The organism is Saliphagus sp. GCM10025334 (assembly GCF_042663485.1).
GTDB lineage: Archaea > Halobacteriota > Halobacteria > Halobacteriales > Natrialbaceae > Natronosalvus.
Map to the genome: position 1 here is coordinate 643,483 of NZ_JBHTAF010000003.1, position 18,045 is coordinate 661,527.

Annotated in this window: 18 protein-coding genes; 10 read left to right on the forward strand and 8 right to left on the reverse strand. The window is 64.2% G+C overall.

The features are described 5' to 3' along the window. Nucleotide 1 precedes the first annotated feature (1 nt). The 4 genes from ACFQO4_RS15425 to ACFQO4_RS15440 form a co-directional block, all read right to left on the reverse strand. Complete coding sequence (locus ACFQO4_RS15425; RefSeq protein WP_500261753.1) at nt 2-892, reverse strand: succinate dehydrogenase/fumarate reductase iron-sulfur subunit; 891 nt, start codon at nt 890-892, stop codon at nt 2-4. Nucleotide 893: 1 nt separating this feature from the next. Then, complete coding sequence (locus tag ACFQO4_RS15430) at nt 894-1,259, reverse strand: succinate dehydrogenase/fumarate reductase transmembrane subunit (RefSeq protein ID WP_500261754.1); 366 nt, start codon at nt 1,257-1,259, stop codon at nt 894-896. Continuing rightward, nucleotides 1,259-1,654, reverse strand: coding sequence for a succinate dehydrogenase, cytochrome b556 subunit (sdhC, locus tag ACFQO4_RS15435; protein ID WP_500261755.1), 396 nt, complete (start codon nt 1,652-1,654; stop codon nt 1,259-1,261). The genes ACFQO4_RS15430 and sdhC overlap by 1 nt, the downstream gene beginning before the upstream one ends. Before the next feature lie 145 nt (nt 1,655-1,799). Further along, the gene (locus ACFQO4_RS15440) at nt 1,800-2,879 is read right to left on the reverse strand and encodes a succinylglutamate desuccinylase/aspartoacylase family protein (protein WP_500261756.1); all 1,080 of its coding nucleotides are present in this window, start codon (nt 2,877-2,879) and stop codon (nt 1,800-1,802) included. 196 nt (nt 2,880-3,075) lie between these two features. On the opposite strand from ACFQO4_RS15440, the gene ACFQO4_RS15445 reads away from it, so the two are divergent. After that, nucleotides 3,076-3,822, forward strand: coding sequence for a GNAT family N-acetyltransferase (locus tag ACFQO4_RS15445; RefSeq protein ID WP_500261757.1), 747 nt, complete (start codon nt 3,076-3,078; stop codon nt 3,820-3,822). A 159-nt stretch (nt 3,823-3,981) separates the two neighbouring features. On the opposite strand, the gene ACFQO4_RS15450 is transcribed toward ACFQO4_RS15445, so the two are convergent. Beyond that, nucleotides 3,982-7,698, reverse strand: coding sequence for a PAS domain S-box protein (locus tag ACFQO4_RS15450; RefSeq protein WP_500261758.1), 3,717 nt, complete (start codon nt 7,696-7,698; stop codon nt 3,982-3,984). Between the two features lie 245 nt (nt 7,699-7,943). On the opposite strand from ACFQO4_RS15450, the gene ACFQO4_RS15455 reads away from it, so the two are divergent. After that, nucleotides 7,944-8,294: a DUF7344 domain-containing protein gene (locus ACFQO4_RS15455; protein WP_500261759.1), complete on the forward strand. Its 351-nt coding sequence runs from the start codon at nt 7,944-7,946 to the stop codon at nt 8,292-8,294. A 426-nt stretch (nt 8,295-8,720) separates the two neighbouring features. Further along, entirely contained in the window at nt 8,721-10,211 is a 1,491-nt protein-coding gene (locus ACFQO4_RS15460; protein WP_500261760.1) for a flippase, read from the forward strand. Between the two features lie 246 nt (nt 10,212-10,457). Here the strand turns inward: ACFQO4_RS15460 and ACFQO4_RS15465 are convergent, their stop codons facing one another. Continuing rightward, nucleotides 10,458-11,084 (reverse strand): alpha/beta hydrolase, encoded by a 627-nt coding sequence (locus tag ACFQO4_RS15465; protein WP_500261761.1) that lies wholly within the window; start codon nt 11,082-11,084, stop codon nt 10,458-10,460. 218 nt (nt 11,085-11,302) lie between these two features. Between ACFQO4_RS15465 and ACFQO4_RS15470 the strand changes: the two genes are divergently transcribed. After that, nucleotides 11,303-12,496: a threonine synthase gene (locus ACFQO4_RS15470; protein WP_500261762.1), complete on the forward strand. Its 1,194-nt coding sequence runs from the start codon at nt 11,303-11,305 to the stop codon at nt 12,494-12,496. An 81-nt stretch (nt 12,497-12,577) separates the two neighbouring features. On the opposite strand, the gene ahbB is transcribed toward ACFQO4_RS15470, so the two are convergent. Further along, complete coding sequence (ahbB, locus tag ACFQO4_RS15475) at nt 12,578-13,648, reverse strand: siroheme decarboxylase subunit beta (protein ID WP_500261763.1); 1,071 nt, start codon at nt 13,646-13,648, stop codon at nt 12,578-12,580. A gap of 154 nt (nt 13,649-13,802) precedes the next feature. On the opposite strand from ahbB, the gene ACFQO4_RS15480 reads away from it, so the two are divergent. Beyond that, nucleotides 13,803-13,952, forward strand: a complete 150-nt coding sequence (locus ACFQO4_RS15480; RefSeq protein WP_500261764.1) for a hypothetical protein — start codon at nt 13,803-13,805, stop codon at nt 13,950-13,952. Nucleotides 13,953-13,976: 24 nt separating this feature from the next. On the opposite strand, the gene ACFQO4_RS15485 is transcribed toward ACFQO4_RS15480, so the two are convergent. After that, entirely contained in the window at nt 13,977-14,351 is a 375-nt protein-coding gene (locus ACFQO4_RS15485; RefSeq protein WP_500261765.1) for a hypothetical protein, read from the reverse strand. Here ACFQO4_RS15485 and ACFQO4_RS15490 point away from each other — a divergent pair. The 5 genes from ACFQO4_RS15490 (at nt 14,350) to ACFQO4_RS15510 (ending at nt 18,022) form a co-directional block, all read left to right on the forward strand. Next, a complete protein-coding gene (locus ACFQO4_RS15490) occupies nt 14,350-15,414 on the forward strand; it encodes an anthranilate phosphoribosyltransferase (protein WP_500261766.1) in 1,065 nt (354 codons plus the stop codon). The two genes, ACFQO4_RS15485 and ACFQO4_RS15490, sit on opposite strands and share 2 nt — an antisense overlap. 60 nt (nt 15,415-15,474) lie before the next feature. Next, complete coding sequence (locus ACFQO4_RS15495; RefSeq protein ID WP_500195278.1) at nt 15,475-15,990, forward strand: peptidylprolyl isomerase; 516 nt, start codon at nt 15,475-15,477, stop codon at nt 15,988-15,990. 71 nt (nt 15,991-16,061) lie between these two features. Beyond that, on the forward strand, nt 16,062-16,433 hold the full coding sequence (locus ACFQO4_RS15500; RefSeq protein WP_500261767.1) for a ferredoxin: 372 nt from the start codon (nt 16,062-16,064) through the stop codon (nt 16,431-16,433). Between the two features lie 63 nt (nt 16,434-16,496). After that, nucleotides 16,497-17,618, forward strand: coding sequence for a ComEC/Rec2 family competence protein (locus ACFQO4_RS15505; RefSeq protein ID WP_500261768.1), 1,122 nt, complete (start codon nt 16,497-16,499; stop codon nt 17,616-17,618). Next, nucleotides 17,615-18,022 carry a DUF3006 domain-containing protein gene (locus tag ACFQO4_RS15510; RefSeq protein WP_500261769.1) on the forward strand — a complete coding sequence of 136 codons (408 nt, stop codon included), beginning with the start codon at nt 17,615-17,617 and terminating at the stop codon, nt 18,020-18,022. The genes ACFQO4_RS15505 and ACFQO4_RS15510 overlap by 4 nt, the downstream gene beginning before the upstream one ends. Nucleotides 18,023-18,045: the final 23 nt, after the last annotated feature.

Here is an 18,045-nt window from a genome sequence, read left to right on the forward strand (position 1 = left end):
ATTACCAGAACTTCAGGTTCTTCTTGACCGCTTCACGCTTGAGCTCCTGAATGTGCTCGGTGAGCGGGATGTCCTTCGGACACACCTCGGTGCAGGAGAACTGGGTCTGACAGCGCCAGACGCCGTGTTCCTGCTCGAGGATGCGCAGTCTGTGCTCCTTGATCTCCTCGTCCTCGCGGTCGTCCATCGCGAACTTGTATGCTTTGTTGATGGCCGCGGGACCGAGATACTGGTTGTCCCCGGCGGCGATGTTACACGAGGACATGCACGCGCCACACCAGATGCACCGGCTGGACATCTTGATCTTCTCGCGGTTTTCGCGGGTCTGGCGTTGCTCCTCGAGGTCGCCGTCGGGCAGGTCCTCCTGCTGGAAGTACGGCTCGACGGCGTGCATCTGCTCGTAGAAGTGCTCCATCTCGACGACCAGGTCCTTGACGACCTCCTGGTGGGGCAGGGGTTCGACGCGGACCGGTTGCTCGAGCGCCGAGATTTGCGTTTTGCACCCGAGACGCTGACGCCCGTTGACGAAGAAGGCGTCCGAGCCACAGACCGCCTGGCGACAGGAGTGGCGGAACGTGAGCGAGGAGTCGAACTCGTCGCGTGCGTAGATGAGCGCGTCGAGAACGGTCATCCCCTTCGTGAAGGGGACGTGGAAGTCGTCGAAGCGCGGTTCCTGCTTGGCCTCGACTTCGGGGTCGTACCGGAATACCTTGAGGTGGACGGAGTCCTCCTCGAAGTCTTCGGTCTCGGCGGCCCGCTCACGGTCGACTCGTGCAGAGTCCTTGCGCTGGAGTCGCTGTTGTTGTGGCGAGGTCAGGCCGCTCATCTCCTGGTCGGCCGGTACCTCCTGCGTCTCCGGTTCGTCCGGTTGCTCTTGTTGTTGTGTACTCATATTACATGAACCCCCGCATGACGAGTGCGACCCAGATACCCTGGGCAATTAGCGCGCCCCCGGCGATTACGAGGATTGCGAGGACGACCCTTTTCGACGTGCCGGTCAGTCCCTGGTTGACCAGCGCGTTGTAGACGCCGTTGACGCCGTGGAACGTGGCCGTGATCAGGAACAGGACCATCGTGAGGAAATAGCCGATGTCCTGCATACGCGTCTGGGTCCCGGCGAAATCGATCTCCCACGCGTGGTTGACGAAGTGCAGGAGGAAGAAGTGAAAGGCCAACACGACGATCAGGAACGCCGCCGTGACGCGCTGGAGGAACCACGCGGTCCCGCCCGGTGCGAACGAGGAGTAACGTTCCGCCATTAGAAGCCCACCTCCGTCATGAACGTCGGGACGCTGGCGACTGTAATTGCGCCCGTGAGGAGCAAGGAGAGGTAGAACGTCTTGTCCTGGACCTCAAGTCCGACGTTCAGGTCGACCATCAGCAGGCGAATCCCGTTGAGGATGTGGAAGACGGCGACCGCCAGCAGGCCGACCTCGAGCAGTCGGACGAGGAACAGTGCTTCGAGTCCCTGGAGGGTGTTGTTGTACGCTTGTTCTCCCGAGATGGCGCTACTCAACACCGCGATGTGGGTAAACAGGTAACCGATCAGGATCCACCCGGTGAACTTGTGGAAGATCCACGCCCACATCCCGGCCGAGAACTCCTTCCAGCGACCGAAGTCCTCGATGAGGCCGCGATTGTAAGACTGACTCATGCGCTCATCTCGAGGGTTGGACTGTGGGGCTATAGAAGTTACTTTTATCCTGCCGCGTTGGCCGCCGCGAGCGGCGGGTCGCCTGGCTACGTTCGCGACGGTTCGGTCGAGAAACCGAATACGTTCGGGTGCGCCCGAGAAGCGGCTACTCGAGGGTCTCTAAGAACGGGTCCTGTCGCTCGATTTCGCGCTCGAGGGCGTTCAAGATGGTGTCGTCCAGTTTGACGAGGTGACACAGCGGATTGCCGGGGTAGACCACCGGATTCTCGAGCACGCCCACGAGCAGTCCCGTGAACGGCGCTTCGACGGTGACGATGACGTCTTCTTCCTTGAACGGGTTGGTAATCGCGCAGATTGTCTCTCCTTCCCTGACAAGGTCGCCGCTCGAGTGTTTCATGTCGACGATGCCGCCGGCATCGGCCCGGAGCCAGGTCTTCTCGCCCGCGTCGTCGATGATAACGCGCCAGCCGGGCCAGTGGACCGAAGAGTGGGGGTGGAACCCGAACTCCGCGAGCACGCTCGCGACGCCCGTGAGCGACCGGTCGATGAGGCGTCGCTGGAAGCGGTGGGCTTCCCCCATCTCGACGGTGATCGTCGGGACGCCGGCGTCGGTCGCCTCCCGGCGGAGGGTGCCGGACGGTCCCTGTCCAGCGATGATGACGTTCGAACTGAACGCCTTCGCGAGCCGTTCGACGTCGGCGTCGTCGATATTCGCCCGCACGTGGAGCATGTTCGTTCGCCCGCGGGTCGAGGTGTGAAAGTCGATGCCGAGGTCGCAGGGCTCGATAAAGTTCGTGAAGATCCGGTGGGCCATCCGGCGTGCGCTGGTGCTGTCCTCCCGGCCGGGAAACGACCGGTTCAGGTCCCGGTCGTAGATCGGCAGGTACCGCTCCTGTGCCAGGAAGCCGGGGACGTTCATCACGGGGAGACAGATCAGCGTCCCGTGGAGGTCGGCGTGGTCCCAGTCGTGTGCCACCTCGCGGACGACCTCGATACCGTTCAGTTCGTCGCCGTGGGCGGCCGCCGACAGGAAGACCGTTGGCCCCGGGTGGATGCCGTTGATGACCGTCACGGGGATGCGAACCGGGTCGCCGAGGTAGGTCTCGCTGATTCCGTATCGAATGTTCGCCGACTCACCCGGGTCGACGCGCCCACCGTTGTAGGTGAACACGTCCTCGCCGGGCCCGCCATCGGCCGAACTCGAGTCGGCGCGATCCTCGCTCATAGTCGGCAAAAAGAGGGGGACTGGTAAAACTCATGTGACCTGCTTCCGCTCGCGGCGGTCTCCCGGTGGTCAGCCTTCGGTAAATCACCTTCGCGCGTTTCCCGCCTCGACACCTTCCTGCGTCTTCCCATCTCGACACCTTCGCGCGCCGTCATTCGAGCAAGAAGTTTTCATGGAGGCCGTGGTAGCGGCGGGTATGGACCTACGCGAAGCCACGTCCGCAGACAGCGAGAGGATCCGGTCGGTCGCACAGCACTCGCTCGCCGAGTCCTACACCCACTTCCTGGACGACGAAACTATCGACGAGGCCGTCGGGAACTGGTACGGCGACCTCGAGGACGCCGTCGAACGCGAACACGAGGTGTATATCATTGCGGAGGACGACGGCGAAACCGTGGGGTTCTCCCAGAGCGAACTCGTCGGCGAGAGCCACGGCGTTGGGCGCATCGAGTGGATCCACGTCGATCCGGACCACCGCGGGAGCGGAATCGGCCCGCGGCTCCTGGCTCGCACGCGCGAGACCCTCCTCGACGCCGGGGCGGACCAGATTCAGAGCGTCGTCTTGGAGGCGAACGAAGTCGGCAACGAGTTCTACGCCACCCACGGGTTCGATCGAGTCGGCTCCCGCGAACTCGAGGTCGGGGACGAGACCCACACCGAGAACGTCTACGTCGAGAGCGACCACGACGACGACGCGTGGCGCGCGCTCGAGACGATCGATGACGACGGGCAGATGCGCTACGTGAGCTACGGGGAGCCAGCGCGCGGATCGAAGGCGCCCTTCTACACGGTGTACGAGAACGAGGCGGCGAGCAAGCGCTACGGCTGGTTCTGTGGCAACTGTGACTCGCTGGACAACGCGATGGACTCGATGGGACGAATCATCTGCAACTCCTGCGACAACCGGCGGAAGGCGACGCGCTGGGACGCGTCGTACCTCTGATCGAGTTCGCGTTCTCGTACTCGTTCTGACCCTGGCTCGAGTGCAGCCGTCGTCGTGTATCCCCGCAACCGACCGCCGAGTATTCCAGCCACCGGTCGCCCTCTTTCACCCAAACCAGACGGCCCGATCGTGACTTCACGCCACCTCGAGATGGATCGGTTACGCTTCGGTTCGCCTCTCGTCTGAAAACAGCGAATCGAGCACTTTCCGTTCGGCCTTTCGGAGGTGTTGATGGAAGGTCGGGGCCGCCACGTCCAGCGACGCTGCGACGTCTTCGCCCGACGATTCGCGCGGCCATTCGAAGTAACCCGCGTGGTAGGCAGCATCTAAGGCGGCGCGCTGTCGGTCGGTGAGGTCCGCAACGAGCCGGCGCCGGATACGCTGTGGGTCGTCGTGCGATCGGGTAATCTGTCGCCTTCTAACCATTTCGACGTTCGGGTAGGACGCCTCGACGGCGTCGATCACCCGACGCACGTCGACGGTCGGGGCGAGGTGGATCGTCATCCGAAATTCGCCGTCTTCGATGACGACCCCCTCGACGACGCCGCCGAGGGAAGCGATCACTGAGAGCACCGGTGGGCTGGACAGGCGGAGCACGAATCCCGTTGGAGAGCCCGCCGAGCGGAAAGTTACGTCGTCCCAGTGGGGGAGGGCTTCGGTGAGGCTGGTCACGGCGTCGACCGCGTCCGACGTCGCGGTACCGTAGACGAGGTACTCGTCGTCTTCGATCTGAACCGCCTGGTCGAGCGTGATCGTTCCCGCCGTCTCGACGGGTGCGTCGACCGTCGCGAAGATGTCCTGAATCCGGAACTCGAGTTCGACGAGTTCGTCGCTCATGAGCGCCTGCTTCTGATCGGCGGCAGCGATCGCGTGACCGACGATTTCGCCGAGTTGCTCGATCAGCGCCGCTTCCTGGCCCTCGAACGCATGTGGGCGTTCGGCGTAAACGTTGAGGACTCCGTAGATCGTCCCCTGGTTCGAGACCGGGATTGCCGCTGACGACCGGAAGTCGTAGCGCTCGACCGAGTTTCGCCAGGGCTCGTATCGGAGATCGGATTCGATATCTCGCATCGTCTGTACGTCGCCCGTTCGGAGGGCGCGGCCGGTGGGCCCCTCGCTCCGGGTGTCTTTCGGATCGACGGAGATGACGATGTCGTCGAGGTAGCCCTCGACCCCGGCTTCGGTCCGCACGGAGACGGTCTGATTGGCGTCGACATCGCCGATCCAGGCGAACCGGTACGAATCGGACGCGGCGAGGCGCTCACAGACCGTCGTCTCGATCTCGTCACGCGTCGACTGGTCGATGACGGCGTCCGTGATCTCCCTGACGACCTCGTTCAGACTGTTCAGCGCCTCGAGCTGGTCGCGCTGGCGCTTTCGCTCCGTGACGTCCTGGGACATCCCCATGGCCGCGAACACGTCGCCGTCGTCGTCTCGAACTGGAGTGAAGAAAAACTGGTAGACACGGTCGTCGATCGTCTCCTCGAACGTGGAGTGCTCGCCCTCGAGTGCGGCCTCGTAGCGAGGGACGACGACCTCGGCGATCTGCTCGGGAAGTGCGTCCTCGAGCAGCGCTCCTTCGAGGTCCGCTCTGGTCACGTCCGTCGATCCTTCCGGCGTCCCACCGAAGGTGACGTAGCGGCAATCCTCGTCGACGAGGGCGACGGCACCGTTGGGAAAGTGATCGGCGATCGTCCGGTAGCGCCGGCGCACTTCCTCGAGTTCCCGTTCGCGCTCGACGCGCTCGCTGACGTCTCGAACGGTTCCAACGCGCCCTATCGAGCCGTCGTCGAACTCGAAGACCTCGAATCGACTCTCGACGATCACCGAGGTACCGTCGGCCCGGTGAACGTCCTCCTCGAGGACGGCGAACTCCCGGTTACCCGACTCGAGTGCGGCCTGCTTCTCGTCCGCCAGGTCGACGAACTCCGAACTGAAGACGGTTTCGGCGGGTTCTCCGACGAGATCCGACCGATCGTACCCTGCCATCGACGCGAACCCGTCGTTCACCATCGTAAACCGGCGATCGTCGTCGAGGATGTAGACGCCGTCGTCGATCGTTTCGACGGCGCGTTCGTACCGCTCGAGTTCCCGCTCACGTTCCTTTCGATCCGTGACGTCGGCGACGACGCCGACCGCGCGAACCGGGTCGCCGTCCTCGAAGAAGAACTCCCCGCGGGCCCTGATCCAGCGCCGTTCGTCGTCCGCACCGAGGATGCGACACTCGAACGACCACTCGCCGCTCTCGAACGCGGCCTCGAACTGTCGTTCGACGCGGTCGCGATCGGCCGGATGAACGTGCTCGAGGAACCGCTCGAAGCTCCAGTCGTCGACGGGCTCTTCGTAGCCGAAGATGTGGTCGTGGCGAGGTGACCGTTCGGGAGAGTCCTCGGTCTGCAGGTCGAGTTCCCAGGCACCCAACTCGCCGGCCTCGAGCGCGAGACGGAGGCGTTCTTCGCTGTCACGAAGCACCGTTTCGGCCGCCTTTCGCTCCGTGATGTCCTGGAAGTAGATCGACAGCCCCGATTCGGACGGATAGACGACGTCCCGGTACCACGCATCGTGTGGCGGATAGTAGGCCTCGACAGTGGTCGGTTGCAGGGTGTCCATCGCCTCGCGGTACGCGGCTTCGAAGTCGCTTCCCTCGAGGCCGGGGAGCGCCTCCCAGATCGGTTCGCCGAGAAGCACCTCCTCGCTGGCGTCGAACGTGGCCGCCGCAGTGTCGTTGAGGTAGGTCAACTCCCACTGCTCGTCGACCGCCATGAACCCGTCGCTGATCCGTTCGAACACCTCGTCGAGTTCCGTTCGTAACTCTTCGTGCTGGCGCTCGAGCTGGCGTTGCTTTCGTTTGAGTCTCGAGACGTCCCGCCCGGCGAGCACGACCCGTTCGACGGCCCCTTCTTCGAGCAGCGGCGTAGCCGTGACCGAAATCCATTGCTGCGTTCCGTCCGAGCGCTCGCGCGTCACGAGTCGATCCGAAACCGGTTCGCCGGTCTCGACCGCCCGTGCTACTGGTTCGTCCGTGGCCGCGGGCGGGTTTCCGTCGGTGTCGGTGTCGGCGTCGGAGATATTGGAGATGTCGGAGATGCCGAAGTCGTCGACGGTAAGTCTCGAGACGTCGGCGGTCTCGACGTCGAGGTGAGTTCTCGCTCGAGTGTTGATCCGTTCGACCGTCCCGTCCGCTCGAGCGACCGCGAGGCCGACTGGCGCCGTCTCGAGGAGTCGTTCCGTGAGGTCTCGCTCCTGGCGCAGTTCTCGTTCACGCTCGCGACGGTCGGTAATGTCGTGGACGACCACCGCGTACCCCCGAAGCGAGCCGTCGTCCCGAACGGCCTCGAGCTTGACGGCCGCCCAGAATCGCGTCCCGTCTGCACGGACGCGCCAGCCCTCGTCCCGAACTAAGCCGCGTTCGAACGCCCGCTCTAGGTGACGCTCTGGAACGCCCGCTTCCCGGTCGTCGTCGGTGTGGAGTATCGAGAGGGGCTCGCCGATGATCGCGTCGGATTCGTAGCCGAGGGTGCGTTCGGCGCCCGACGTCCAGAACCGGACCACGCCGTCGGCGTCGAGCGCGAAGACGGCGGGTTCCTCGACCGACTCGAGGAGCGTCTCGATCGCGCCAGAGCTACCGCTCGGCCAGTCCGTGGGCGGCTCGTCGGTGGCAGACGTCTGCGTCGGTCGCCACCACACACGAGCGTTCGCACCGACCTTCTTCGTCTCGAGGTGGTCTCGCTCCGCGAGCCGTTCGAGTCTAGCGTACGTACTTCGCCGACCGAGATCGAGTGCCGCGGCGACCTCGGGGGTCGTCCACGGCTCGCCCGACCCATCGAAGACGGCGAGCGTCTCGCGAAGGCTGTCGGTCAGCGGCTTCGGCTGCATGCAACCGGTTACCAGCGTGACGTGCATCAATGTTCCGTCGATGGAGTCTCTCGCGTCACCGGCAAGCAATTGCGGGGAGCGACGGTTCCGACTGTAACGTTCACGTCGAAAAGAGAGACGTGAATTACGCCGCCGGGACCGAGGCCGGCTGGAACCTAATCACTTCTAGTGTGACCTTACAGCCGTCGGTGCCGTTTGCCCGATACGTGCTGGCAACTGCGTTGCTGGCCGGCTGGAGCGAATCAATGTCACAGCCAAATATGATGGACGAACATGCACGCTCGATCGATCTCACCACGAGCGATCGCCATCGATTGCTTGCCGACGACAGACGACGACTGGTGCTCGACATTCTCGCCGGAACGACTACACCAGTCGATCTCGAGGAGTTGGCCGCCGGTATTGCCACTCGCGAGGATGGAGTCGACGCACCCGACGAGGGGGGCGCCGACCGCGTTGCGACTACCCTCCACCACCATCACCTTCCCAAGATGGCCGATATGCACGTACTCGAGTACGATCCGGAGACGAACGTGATTCGGCCATCGGGAGTTTCTCTCGACGTCGTCCGTCCTGGCGACGTCGACCTCGAGTAATCGGACCTCTCAGATTCTCGCGACGATCAGCCGCCAAGCGGTCGTCAGCTCGTCGACGTCTCCGTATAGGATCCGCTTACTGGCTACCGTTCGGAGTCGAGCGTCGGTTTCGAGCCCCCACTGACGGCCAGAGGCGTTCTCGAACCCCCCGGCGGTAGTCCGTTCGTTCGAGGGCGAACGGACCGCATTACAAACCACTATCCAGGCATTGGACTCGAGCGACCGGTGGGTTCGACGCCGACTGTCGATCGCTGGGTCGCCTCGTGGTGACCGTCGACCGCCACAAACCAGAGTCAGAATCGACCAGTCGAACGAACGACGGTCGCCTCGCGACGCTGCCGTCTCCCCCGGCAGTCACGACCCATACACCGTCTCCCACCCACTGTCACCAGCCATACATCGTCTCCCACTATCACGACCCACACAATGAGTTCACGCACGCTGGATCACATCGTCCGCGGCTTCAGGGCTATGCTCGTCGCTCGAGCGATTTACATGGGCTCGAGCGCGCTGTTGATGGTCGTTCTGGCGCGATTCCTCCTCGATCCCGACGGCTACGGAACGCTGTTCTGGGCGATCGGCGTGCTGAGCGTCGTCCAGTTGATCGCCGGCGGCGGGCTCGGGAAGTCCGCCGCCCGCTACCTCGCCGAGTACCGAGAGAAAGCCCCCGACCAGATTCCTCGCGTCCTCGAGTTGACCGTCGCCGTGCAGGTGCTCTGTATCGCAGCCGTCTCGGTCATCCTGCTCGTTGGCCACGATCGGATCGCCGCGGTGCTCGGCGACGGGGCCGTCGCGCCGTTTCTCGCCGCCGGGGCCGTCTACGTCCTGGCCATGTCGTTTCACGGTCTCGCCATCATCACCTTCCAGGGGTTCAACATGCTCGGGTACAGCGCCGCCGTCCAGGCGATCGGCGGCGTCTCGCGGCTCCTGTTCGCCGTCGCGTTCGTCGTCGCCGGCTTCGGCGCGCTCGGGGCCTTCTTCGGCTACGTCGTCGGCTACGCCGTCGCCGCCGTCTTCGGGATCACCGTCCTCTACTTGCAGTGTTATCGTACCTTCGAGCGAGCGTCGTCGTTCGAACCGGGGCTCCCCCGCCGGGTGCTCGAGTACAGCGTCCCCCTCACCGCGACGCGGGGCGCGAACGTCATCGACAAACAGATCGACATCGTCCTCGTCGGGTTCTTCCTCAACCCGGTAGCCGTCGCCTTCTACACCCTCGCGAAGCAGGTCGTCGACTTCGTCCTCGCGCCCGCGGATTCCCTCGGCTTCACCATCTCGCCCAACTTCGGCGAACAGAAGGCCGCTGGCGACATCGAGTACGCCCGAACGCTCTACGAGACGGCGCTGACGAACACACTGTTGCTCTACGTGCCCGCGGCCGTCGGCCTGGCCATCGTCGCCGACCCGTTCGTGACCCTCGTCTTCGGCGGCGACTACGCCGGCGCCGTCCCCGTGTTGCAGGTGCTCTGTGCCTTCGTCGTCCTGCAGGCGATCACGAACCTCACGAGCGATAGCCTCGATTATCTCGGACGTGCCCGCGCTCGAGCGATGGCCAAAGGCGGGACCGCCCTCGCCAACTTCGGGCTCAACGTCGCCCTGATCCCGACCCTCGGCGTCGTCGGCGCGGCCATCGCGACGATCGCCACCCACTCGATCTACGTCGGCGTGAACCTCTACGTCGTCCACGCCGAACTCTCGCTGCACCTGGAGGAACTCGCCGCGACGGTCGGGAAAATCGTCGCCATCACCGGCGTGATGGGACTGTTGGTCGTCGTCCTCGAGCCATTCATCTCGAGTCTGGGCATGCTGTTCGCGAGCATCGCCGTCGGCGTGGTCGTCTGGGCCGGACTCGCCTTCGCCAGCGGGTTGATCGATCCGCAGGACGTGCGGATGGTGCTCGGCTCGGGAAGCGACGCCTAAAATTAGTTGTTTGTCAAACTATTTACTATCGGTGACCTGTTGAAAGCCGTGATTGATGATACGTTTCAGCGGTCGTGCTGAATACAGTGCTTCGTAGGATCGCTAGACGGGGCTTGATTTCGGCGTTTTCACTCACTCGGTCGAGGAGGGGAAACCGAGAGACTGTGGTCGATTTTACGGATGTCTAACCGTTCGACGAAGATTGTAGACAGCACATTTGAGCACCATCTCGCGGGATCCACCAGGTCAGGAGTCGGATGCCGGTAAGAAAGCCATCGTCTCGTCAATAACGTGACGATGATCACGGAGGAAGGAGTGGTCCTCGTCGGGTAATTCGACCAGTTCTCCGTCCGGAACGTGTTCGGCGATGCTTTCGGCGTCTTCTTTCGAGATGACGTCGTCTTCGTCGCCACGCAGAAGCCGCACCGGGCTGTCGAATTCTGCCAACTCTGGGGCGGTTATCGACGGGTACTCGTCGTGCTCGCCGAACTTGATTGCGGGCGCCCAGAGTACCATCCGATCGACCGCTTCTGGACGGTGCTGGAGCACCACTCGCCCCCCGAAGCTCTTCGCGATTACGGTAATCGTTTCGCAACCGCGTGAACGGAGAAATTCGACGCTTGCCTCGAGTTCAGCCTCGAACTCCGCGTCGCTCTTCTCGAGGTCGTCCGGAAACGGCCACGTCTCGAATCTGGCCACCGAGTATCCCGCATCGGCGGCTTCTTCGGCAAACACCCGAAATATATCGCCGAACGGCCCGTGACCCGCACCGGGAACCATCAGTACCCCCTGGTCGGTGGAAGCGTCCGGAACGTGAAACCGCCCAGGATAGCTGCTCTCGCCGACCTCGAGTGTGACGTCGTTGGCTCGCATAGCGTTTGACGATAGATGGTTCTCCGTGAAAATTCTTGTTTTTATATTGAATTTACCACTTATTTATACTTTCAATTGGCAGATACTTAGTTCTATCGACGAGCACGAATGAGGTTCGTCCGACTTCGACCGACTGTCTCGCTCGCTACCGGTCGCAGGAAAGAGACGAGACCCGAGGCGATGGACAGGGATTTGGTCTCGCCGTCACAAGGGCCGGTATGGACACCACGGACGCGTTCGTCGGCCTCGAGTGCATCGACTGTGGGGCGTCGTTCGACGCCGAAACTGGAACCCATCGCTGTCCCGACTGCGACGGCATCCTCGACCCGACCTACGACTACGACGCGGTCGACCTCGACCGGGAGACACTCGAGGCTCGCCCGTTCGACTCGATGTGGCGCTACGAGGAACTGCTCCCCTTTACCCGGGCGTCGGCGGTGACGATGGACGAGGGTGCGACGCCGTTAGTCGACTGTCCGAAACTCGCGGACGAACTCGGCGTCGGCCGCGTCTTGATCAAGGACGAGGGCCGAAACCCGACGGGGACGTTCAAGGACCGCGGCCAGACCCTGGCGATGACGGCCGCGAACCAGCACGGTGCGAGCGACGTCGCGCTGGCGTCGGCGGGCAACGCCGGACAGGCCGCCGCCGCGTACGCCGGCCGTGCCGACATCGACTCGCACGTGTTCCTCCCGTCTCGAGCGGGCTTCACGACCAAGGCGATGGTGAACGTCCACGGCGGCGACATGACCGTCGTCGGCGGGCGAATCGGCGACGCAGGCGCGGCTTACGCCGACGCGATGGCCGAACACGACGACTGGTACTCCGTGAAGACGTTCGTGACGCCCTACCGCCACGAGGGCAAGAAGACGATGCTGTACGAGATCGTCGAGCAACTCGATTGGGCGGTCCCCGACGCCATCGTCTACCCGACCGGCGGCGGCGTCGGCCTCGTGGGAATGTACAAGGCGGCCGAGGAGTTCCGCGACCTGGGGCTCATCGACGACGTGCCGGCGCTGTACGCCGCTCAGGCGACGGGCTGTCAGCCGATCGTCGAGGCCTTCGAGGACGGCCGCGAGCGCCACGATCCCGTCGAGTATCCTGACACCATCTGCGGCGGCATCGAGATCCCCAATCCCGGCGCCAGCCCGTGGATCCTGGAGGCCCTGCGCGAGAGCGACGGCGGCGCGGTCGCGACCGACGACGACGCGATCCTCGAGGCGGCCGTCGCCGTCGCGAAGAGCGAGGGCCTCGAGATGGCGCCGACCTGCGCGGCGGCGGCCAGCGGGGCCTGGGAGCTCGGCGAGCGCGGGGCGTTCGACGACGACGCGACGGTTGTGATCCTCAACACGGGGGCCGGAAACAAGGACGCCGACGTGCTGCGAAGTCACCTGATGGGCCAGGGCGTCTGACCGTCGCTCGAGGTCTGGCGATGCTCGATGAGAAGGAAACCGAACTCTCCAAAACCACGATTTCCAAACGGAGATTCTCACTCAGGACGTCTCGACTAACGCCTCGTACTGCGCTCCCGTCTGTTTCAACGTCTCCGTCGAGTACAGGCGCTCGTGGGTGACCGGCAGGTACTCCCCGGCGAGTTCGTCGATTTTGGCGTCGACGGCGGCCTGGTCGCGCCCGTGGATCATCGTGAATAGGTTGTAGGGCCACTCGAGGTCGGGTCGTCGCGGTCGGTGGTAACACAGGGTCACGTAGGGCAGCGAACCAGCGCGCTCGCCCCACTCGTCCAGCCGGTCGTCTGGAACGTCCCAGACGACCATGCAGTTGGCGTCGAAACCGGTGACGACGTGGTTGACGATGCAGCCGATCCGCTTGATGCAGCCCTCGTCTTGGAGGCGGGAAACGGCCTCGAGCACCTCTTCGACGGACACGTCGCGCTCGAGCTCGACCGCGAGTTCCGCCGCGATGTCACCGTAGGGCGTCCTCGAGAGCGGGAACCCGTCCTGGATCGCGAGCAAGAGCGCAGCGTCGAACGGCGAGAGATCGCCCGCGGCGTCCTCGCTGATCCGAGTTGCGGAGGCGTCGGTGCCGTCCTCGAGGCTCTCCCGTGCGAAACTGTCCGCGTTCACCACGGGAAACTCGAGGTCGATGTAGTAATCCGTCAGCATCGGGAGCACTAACACAGTGCAGCCGGTTCGCTCCTCGATCTCCTCGAGGATGCGGTCCCGCGTCTCCCGGGAGCCGGCGGTGACGACGAACCACATGTTCCACTCGTGGTCGCGGGCGTAGTTGTGGTTGACCTGGCGGTAGTCGTTGATCACCTCGGTAATTTCGTCGAATCGATCTTCGGGCGCCTTGACGGCCGCGAGCGTCGAGGATCCGATCACAGGCGGGTTGAGAACGGCACCGAAGCGACGGAAGATCCCGGCCTCGCGCAAGCCTCGGACGCGCTCGAGGGCCTCGTCCTCGTCGATCTCGAGGGCGTCGCCGACGACGCGGAATGGACGCTCGGCGATCGGAAACCCGCTCTGGTAGCCGTCGATAATGGCGGCGTCCGTCTCGTCGATCGTCTCGCGCCAGTCGTCCGCGGCCGATCGAGTGGAACTCATTGGTCGAAGTAGGGACGACCCGCACCTATCGCTTTCGGGTTTCTCGAGTGTGGGTTGGTAGGTACTCGAGACCGGTTTCTCCGGACTCGTCCCGCAGTCGAGCGAGACACCCAGACCACGCGGGAATTATCCCCTCGGAGCACGAACTGGGAGTATGTCCCGCATCGAAGTCGCCGAACTCGAGAAGGCCGAACGGACGTCAGCGCTCGGCACCGGCGGCACGGGCGTGCTGTCGTTTTCGACCGAGGGCGACGAACCGCCACGGACGGTGCCAGTGTCCTACGGCTACGACCCTGTCGAATAGACCTTTTACTTCCGGCTGGCGACCTCACCGGAGCACCCGCTCGAGACGTTCGACGGCCACGCCGTCTCGTTCGTCACCTATGACGCCAACGACGAGTGGTGGAGCGTCGTCGCGAAGGACCGCCTCGAGGTCATCGAGCGCGACGACGTCGGCACCGACGCCCTCGAGGGCCTCGAACGCGTCGAGATTCCGTTGATCGACATCTTCGGGACTCATCCCCGAGAGATTGACTTTGCGTTCTGTCGCCTCGAGCCGACGGCGTTCACGGGTCGTCGGGAGTCGAGCACGGCGCCGTGAGCGGCTTCGGATCGCTTTCGTTTCTAACTTAGTCGGCCACCACGCCGCTTCGACCGGACCAAACGGGAGGTTTTTCCCCGCCCCATCCCAACCTCGATCCATGGCCCAGGCTACCCAGGACTTCGGCGAGTGGCCGCTGAAACGCCTGATGACCGAAATCGTCGGCTCCGGTCCCAAATCCGCCGACGACATGACCCGCGAGCAGGCTCGAGAGGCGTTCCGACGGATTCTCGCCGACGAACCCGACCCGACTACGCTGGGGGCGTTCTGGCTGGCGAACCGCTGGAAGAAGAACACACCCGAGGAGCTGGCAGCCTTCACGGACGTCATGCGCGAGGAGAGCGTCGTGACAGCCGAACCCGACTGCGACCCCGTGGACTGCGGGGCGAACTACGACGGCAAGCACACCACGGCCGTCCTCGGCGTTGCCGCCGGCATCGTCGCCGCCGCCACGGGAACGCCCGTCGTTGCCCACTCCGGCGACCGCGTCCCGACCCAGAAGGGCACGGCGTACAAGCACGTCCTCGACGAACTGGGCGTCCGGACGGAGCTCGAGCCCGCCGAGTCGGCCGAGATGGTCGACGAGACCAGCTTCGGCTTCTACTACCAGCCCGCCTTCAACCCCGGCGTTCACGCGCTGTACGACCGACGCGACCAGATGGGCGTTCGCACGTTCGTCAATACCATCGAGACCGTCGCCAACCCGGCCAACGCCGACGTCCACCTCGGCTCGTTCTACCACCTTGCGTTCGCCAAGAAAATGTGCGACCTCGTCGCCGAGAGCGAGGTGCTCGAGTTCTCCCGCGTCGTCATGTTCCAGGGGATGGAGGGCTACGACGACATCCGCCCCGGGTACACGAAAGTCGCCGACTGGCGAGCCGGTGAGTTCGACGACTTCGAAATCGAGACCGCCGAGTACGGCATGGAGATGGAAAACGACGACCTCGCCGTCGACGACGTCGACGCCGACTCCGCGGCGATCACCGAGGCGGTTCTCGCTGGCGAGCGCGACGACCACTTCGCCGACGCCGTCGCGCTCAACGCTGCGTTCCGGATGCTCGCCCGTGACGACGTCGAGGATCTCGAGGTCGGCCTCGATCGCGCCCGCGCGGTCGTCGACGACGGGAGCGCAGCGGCGGTGCTCGAGGAGTTGCGCGCGTTCTGACTCTCGACGCCTCGAGTCGAGACCACCACTGTTTTCACCGCGCCCCTCGTCGGCCGTGGTATGGCAAATCCGACAGCGACGCTTCACACGAGCGAAGGCGACATCACCGTCGAACTGTTCGAAGAGCGAGCGCCCCGAACGGTCGGGAACTTCATCGGCCTCGCGACGGGCGAGCGCGAGTGGACCGACCCGGAGACCGACGAGCGCGTCACCGACGAACCGCTGTACGACGACGTCCCTTTCCACCGCGTCATCGAGGGGTTCATGATCCAGGGCGGCGACCCGACCGGCACCGGCCGCGGCGGCCCCGGTTACACCTTCGACGACGAGTTCCACGACGATCTCACCCACGACAGCCCCGGCACCCTCTCGATGGCTAACGCCGGCCCGAACACGAACGGCTCGCAGTTCTTCATCACCCTCGACGCGACGCCCCACCTCGACGGGCGCCACTCCGTCTTCGGCGAAGTGACTGACGGGATGGACGTCGTCCGCGAGATCGGTTCCGTAGAAACGGACGGGAACGACAAGCCAAAACGCGACATCGTTCTCGAGTCGGTGTCCGTCGATCGGTAAGATCGATCGCGGGGTCGATCGCACCCCTCGAAACCGTAACGCGAAAGACTGTCGCCTCCCGAGGTGACGATATGAGCGACGCACGCGAGGAGACCGCTGAAACCGACGAGGCCGAAGGACGGCCACGCCCCAGCGACGTCGGCTCGAGCGATGGGCCGCCGGTCGACGAGAAGCCGTACAAGATAATCTTCGAGGCGAACAAGTGCTTCGGCGCGGGCAAGTGCGCCGAGGTGAGCGACAACTGGGAGATGGACCTCCAGACGAGTCTCGCGCGGCCGAATTCGTACTTCATCGGCGAGGACGACCTCGAGGACAACGTCCGCGCGGCCGAGGTCTGCCCGGCGAAGAAAGACCAGGGCTGTATCCACGTGATCGACCGCCGGACGGACGAAGAGATCGCGCCGGATCCACACGGCGACGGCACGCTGAGCGTCGACTGGTAGTCGCCGCGGAACCATCCTGCAGTGACGACAAGGTCCATATGCGTTCGAATCGAAGGGTGACGCGTGCGATCTGTTCGTCTCCTGCTTTTGATACTCGTCGTCGTCGTGCTCGTTACCGGCGGCTGTCTCGACTTCGGGACGTCGACGGGTCCTCGAGACGTCGATGGTGGAGACGGTGACGACGGCGGCGAACTCGAAGACGGCGGCGAACTCGAAGACGGTGGCGACACTGACGACAGCGACGATCACTCCAACGACAGCGAAACGGATCGGAAGACGGGCACACTCGAGATACACCACATCGACGTCGGACAGGCCGACGCAACCCTGCTGATCGAGCCATCGGGGGAGACGATGCTCGTCGACAGTGGCGACTGGCGAGACGACGGTGAGCAGGTCATCGCCTACCTCGAGGAGCGGGGAATCGACCGCGTCGACCACCTCGTCGCGACCCACGCCCACGCCGATCACATCGGCGGCCACGCCGCGGTGATCGAGCACGTCGAGACGAACGGCGACGGCGTCGGCGCCGTCTACGACTCCGGCGTCGTCTCGACGAGCCAGACCTACGAGCGCTACCTGGACGCCGTGGAGGAACACGACGTCGACCTCTTTCAGGTTCGGGAAGGGGACGCCGTCGACTTCGGCGAGGCGGAAATCGAGTTCTACAACCCGCCTGCTGAGGGCCCGGACGACGGGGACGGACTCAACGACAACAGCGTCGTCCTGACGGTGACCTACGGCGACGTCTCCTACCTGACGACTGGTGACGCCGAACGCGCGGTCGAATCGCGTCTGGTCGAACGCCACGGCGACGACCTCGAGGCGGAGATCTACCAGGCTGGCCACCACGGGTCGTCGACCAGTTCGTCGTCGCCGTTTCTCGACGTCGTCGATCCCGACGTGACGGTCGTCTCGGCTCCCCTCGAGAGCCAGTACGGACACCCACACGACGAGGTGCTCGCGGCCTTCGGCGAGCGCGGAACCGAAACCTACTGGACGGGCGTCCACGGACACGTGGTCGTCGCCACGGATGGCGAATCGATCGCGGTAGAGACGGAGCGGTCCGGTCCAACGGACGGACACGTCCTCCTCGAGGAGTTCTCGACCGATGAAACGGAGACGTCCGAGCGATTGGCCCAACGCCTGACCGGATTCCCAACGGAGGTACTCTCACTCCCATGACTAGTGCGACTGTCACTGCCGTCCTCGACCGCATCGTCGACGAATCGATCGCGGTGTTGCTGCTCGAGACCGAGGCCGGCGACGAAGGCGAAGACAACGACGAACACGGCAACGACGTCGATGGCATCGAATACGAAACACTCGATGGCGAAGACACCGAAGCCGACAGCGGCGGAGCCACCGAAGCCGATGACGGCGAAGACGCTACGAAACGCCGGCAACTCGAACTCGACCTCGAGTCACTCCCCGAGGACGGTCGCCACGAGGGGGCCGTCTTCGAGATTGTTCTCGAGGACGGAGCCGTTCGCGAGATGCGGTACCGCCCCGACGAGGAGGCCGACCGCCGCGACCGATTGCAGGATCGCTTCGACCGACTCTCCGACCGACTCCCGGACCGGGACTAACTGTCAGCAATCGCCTCGTTTCA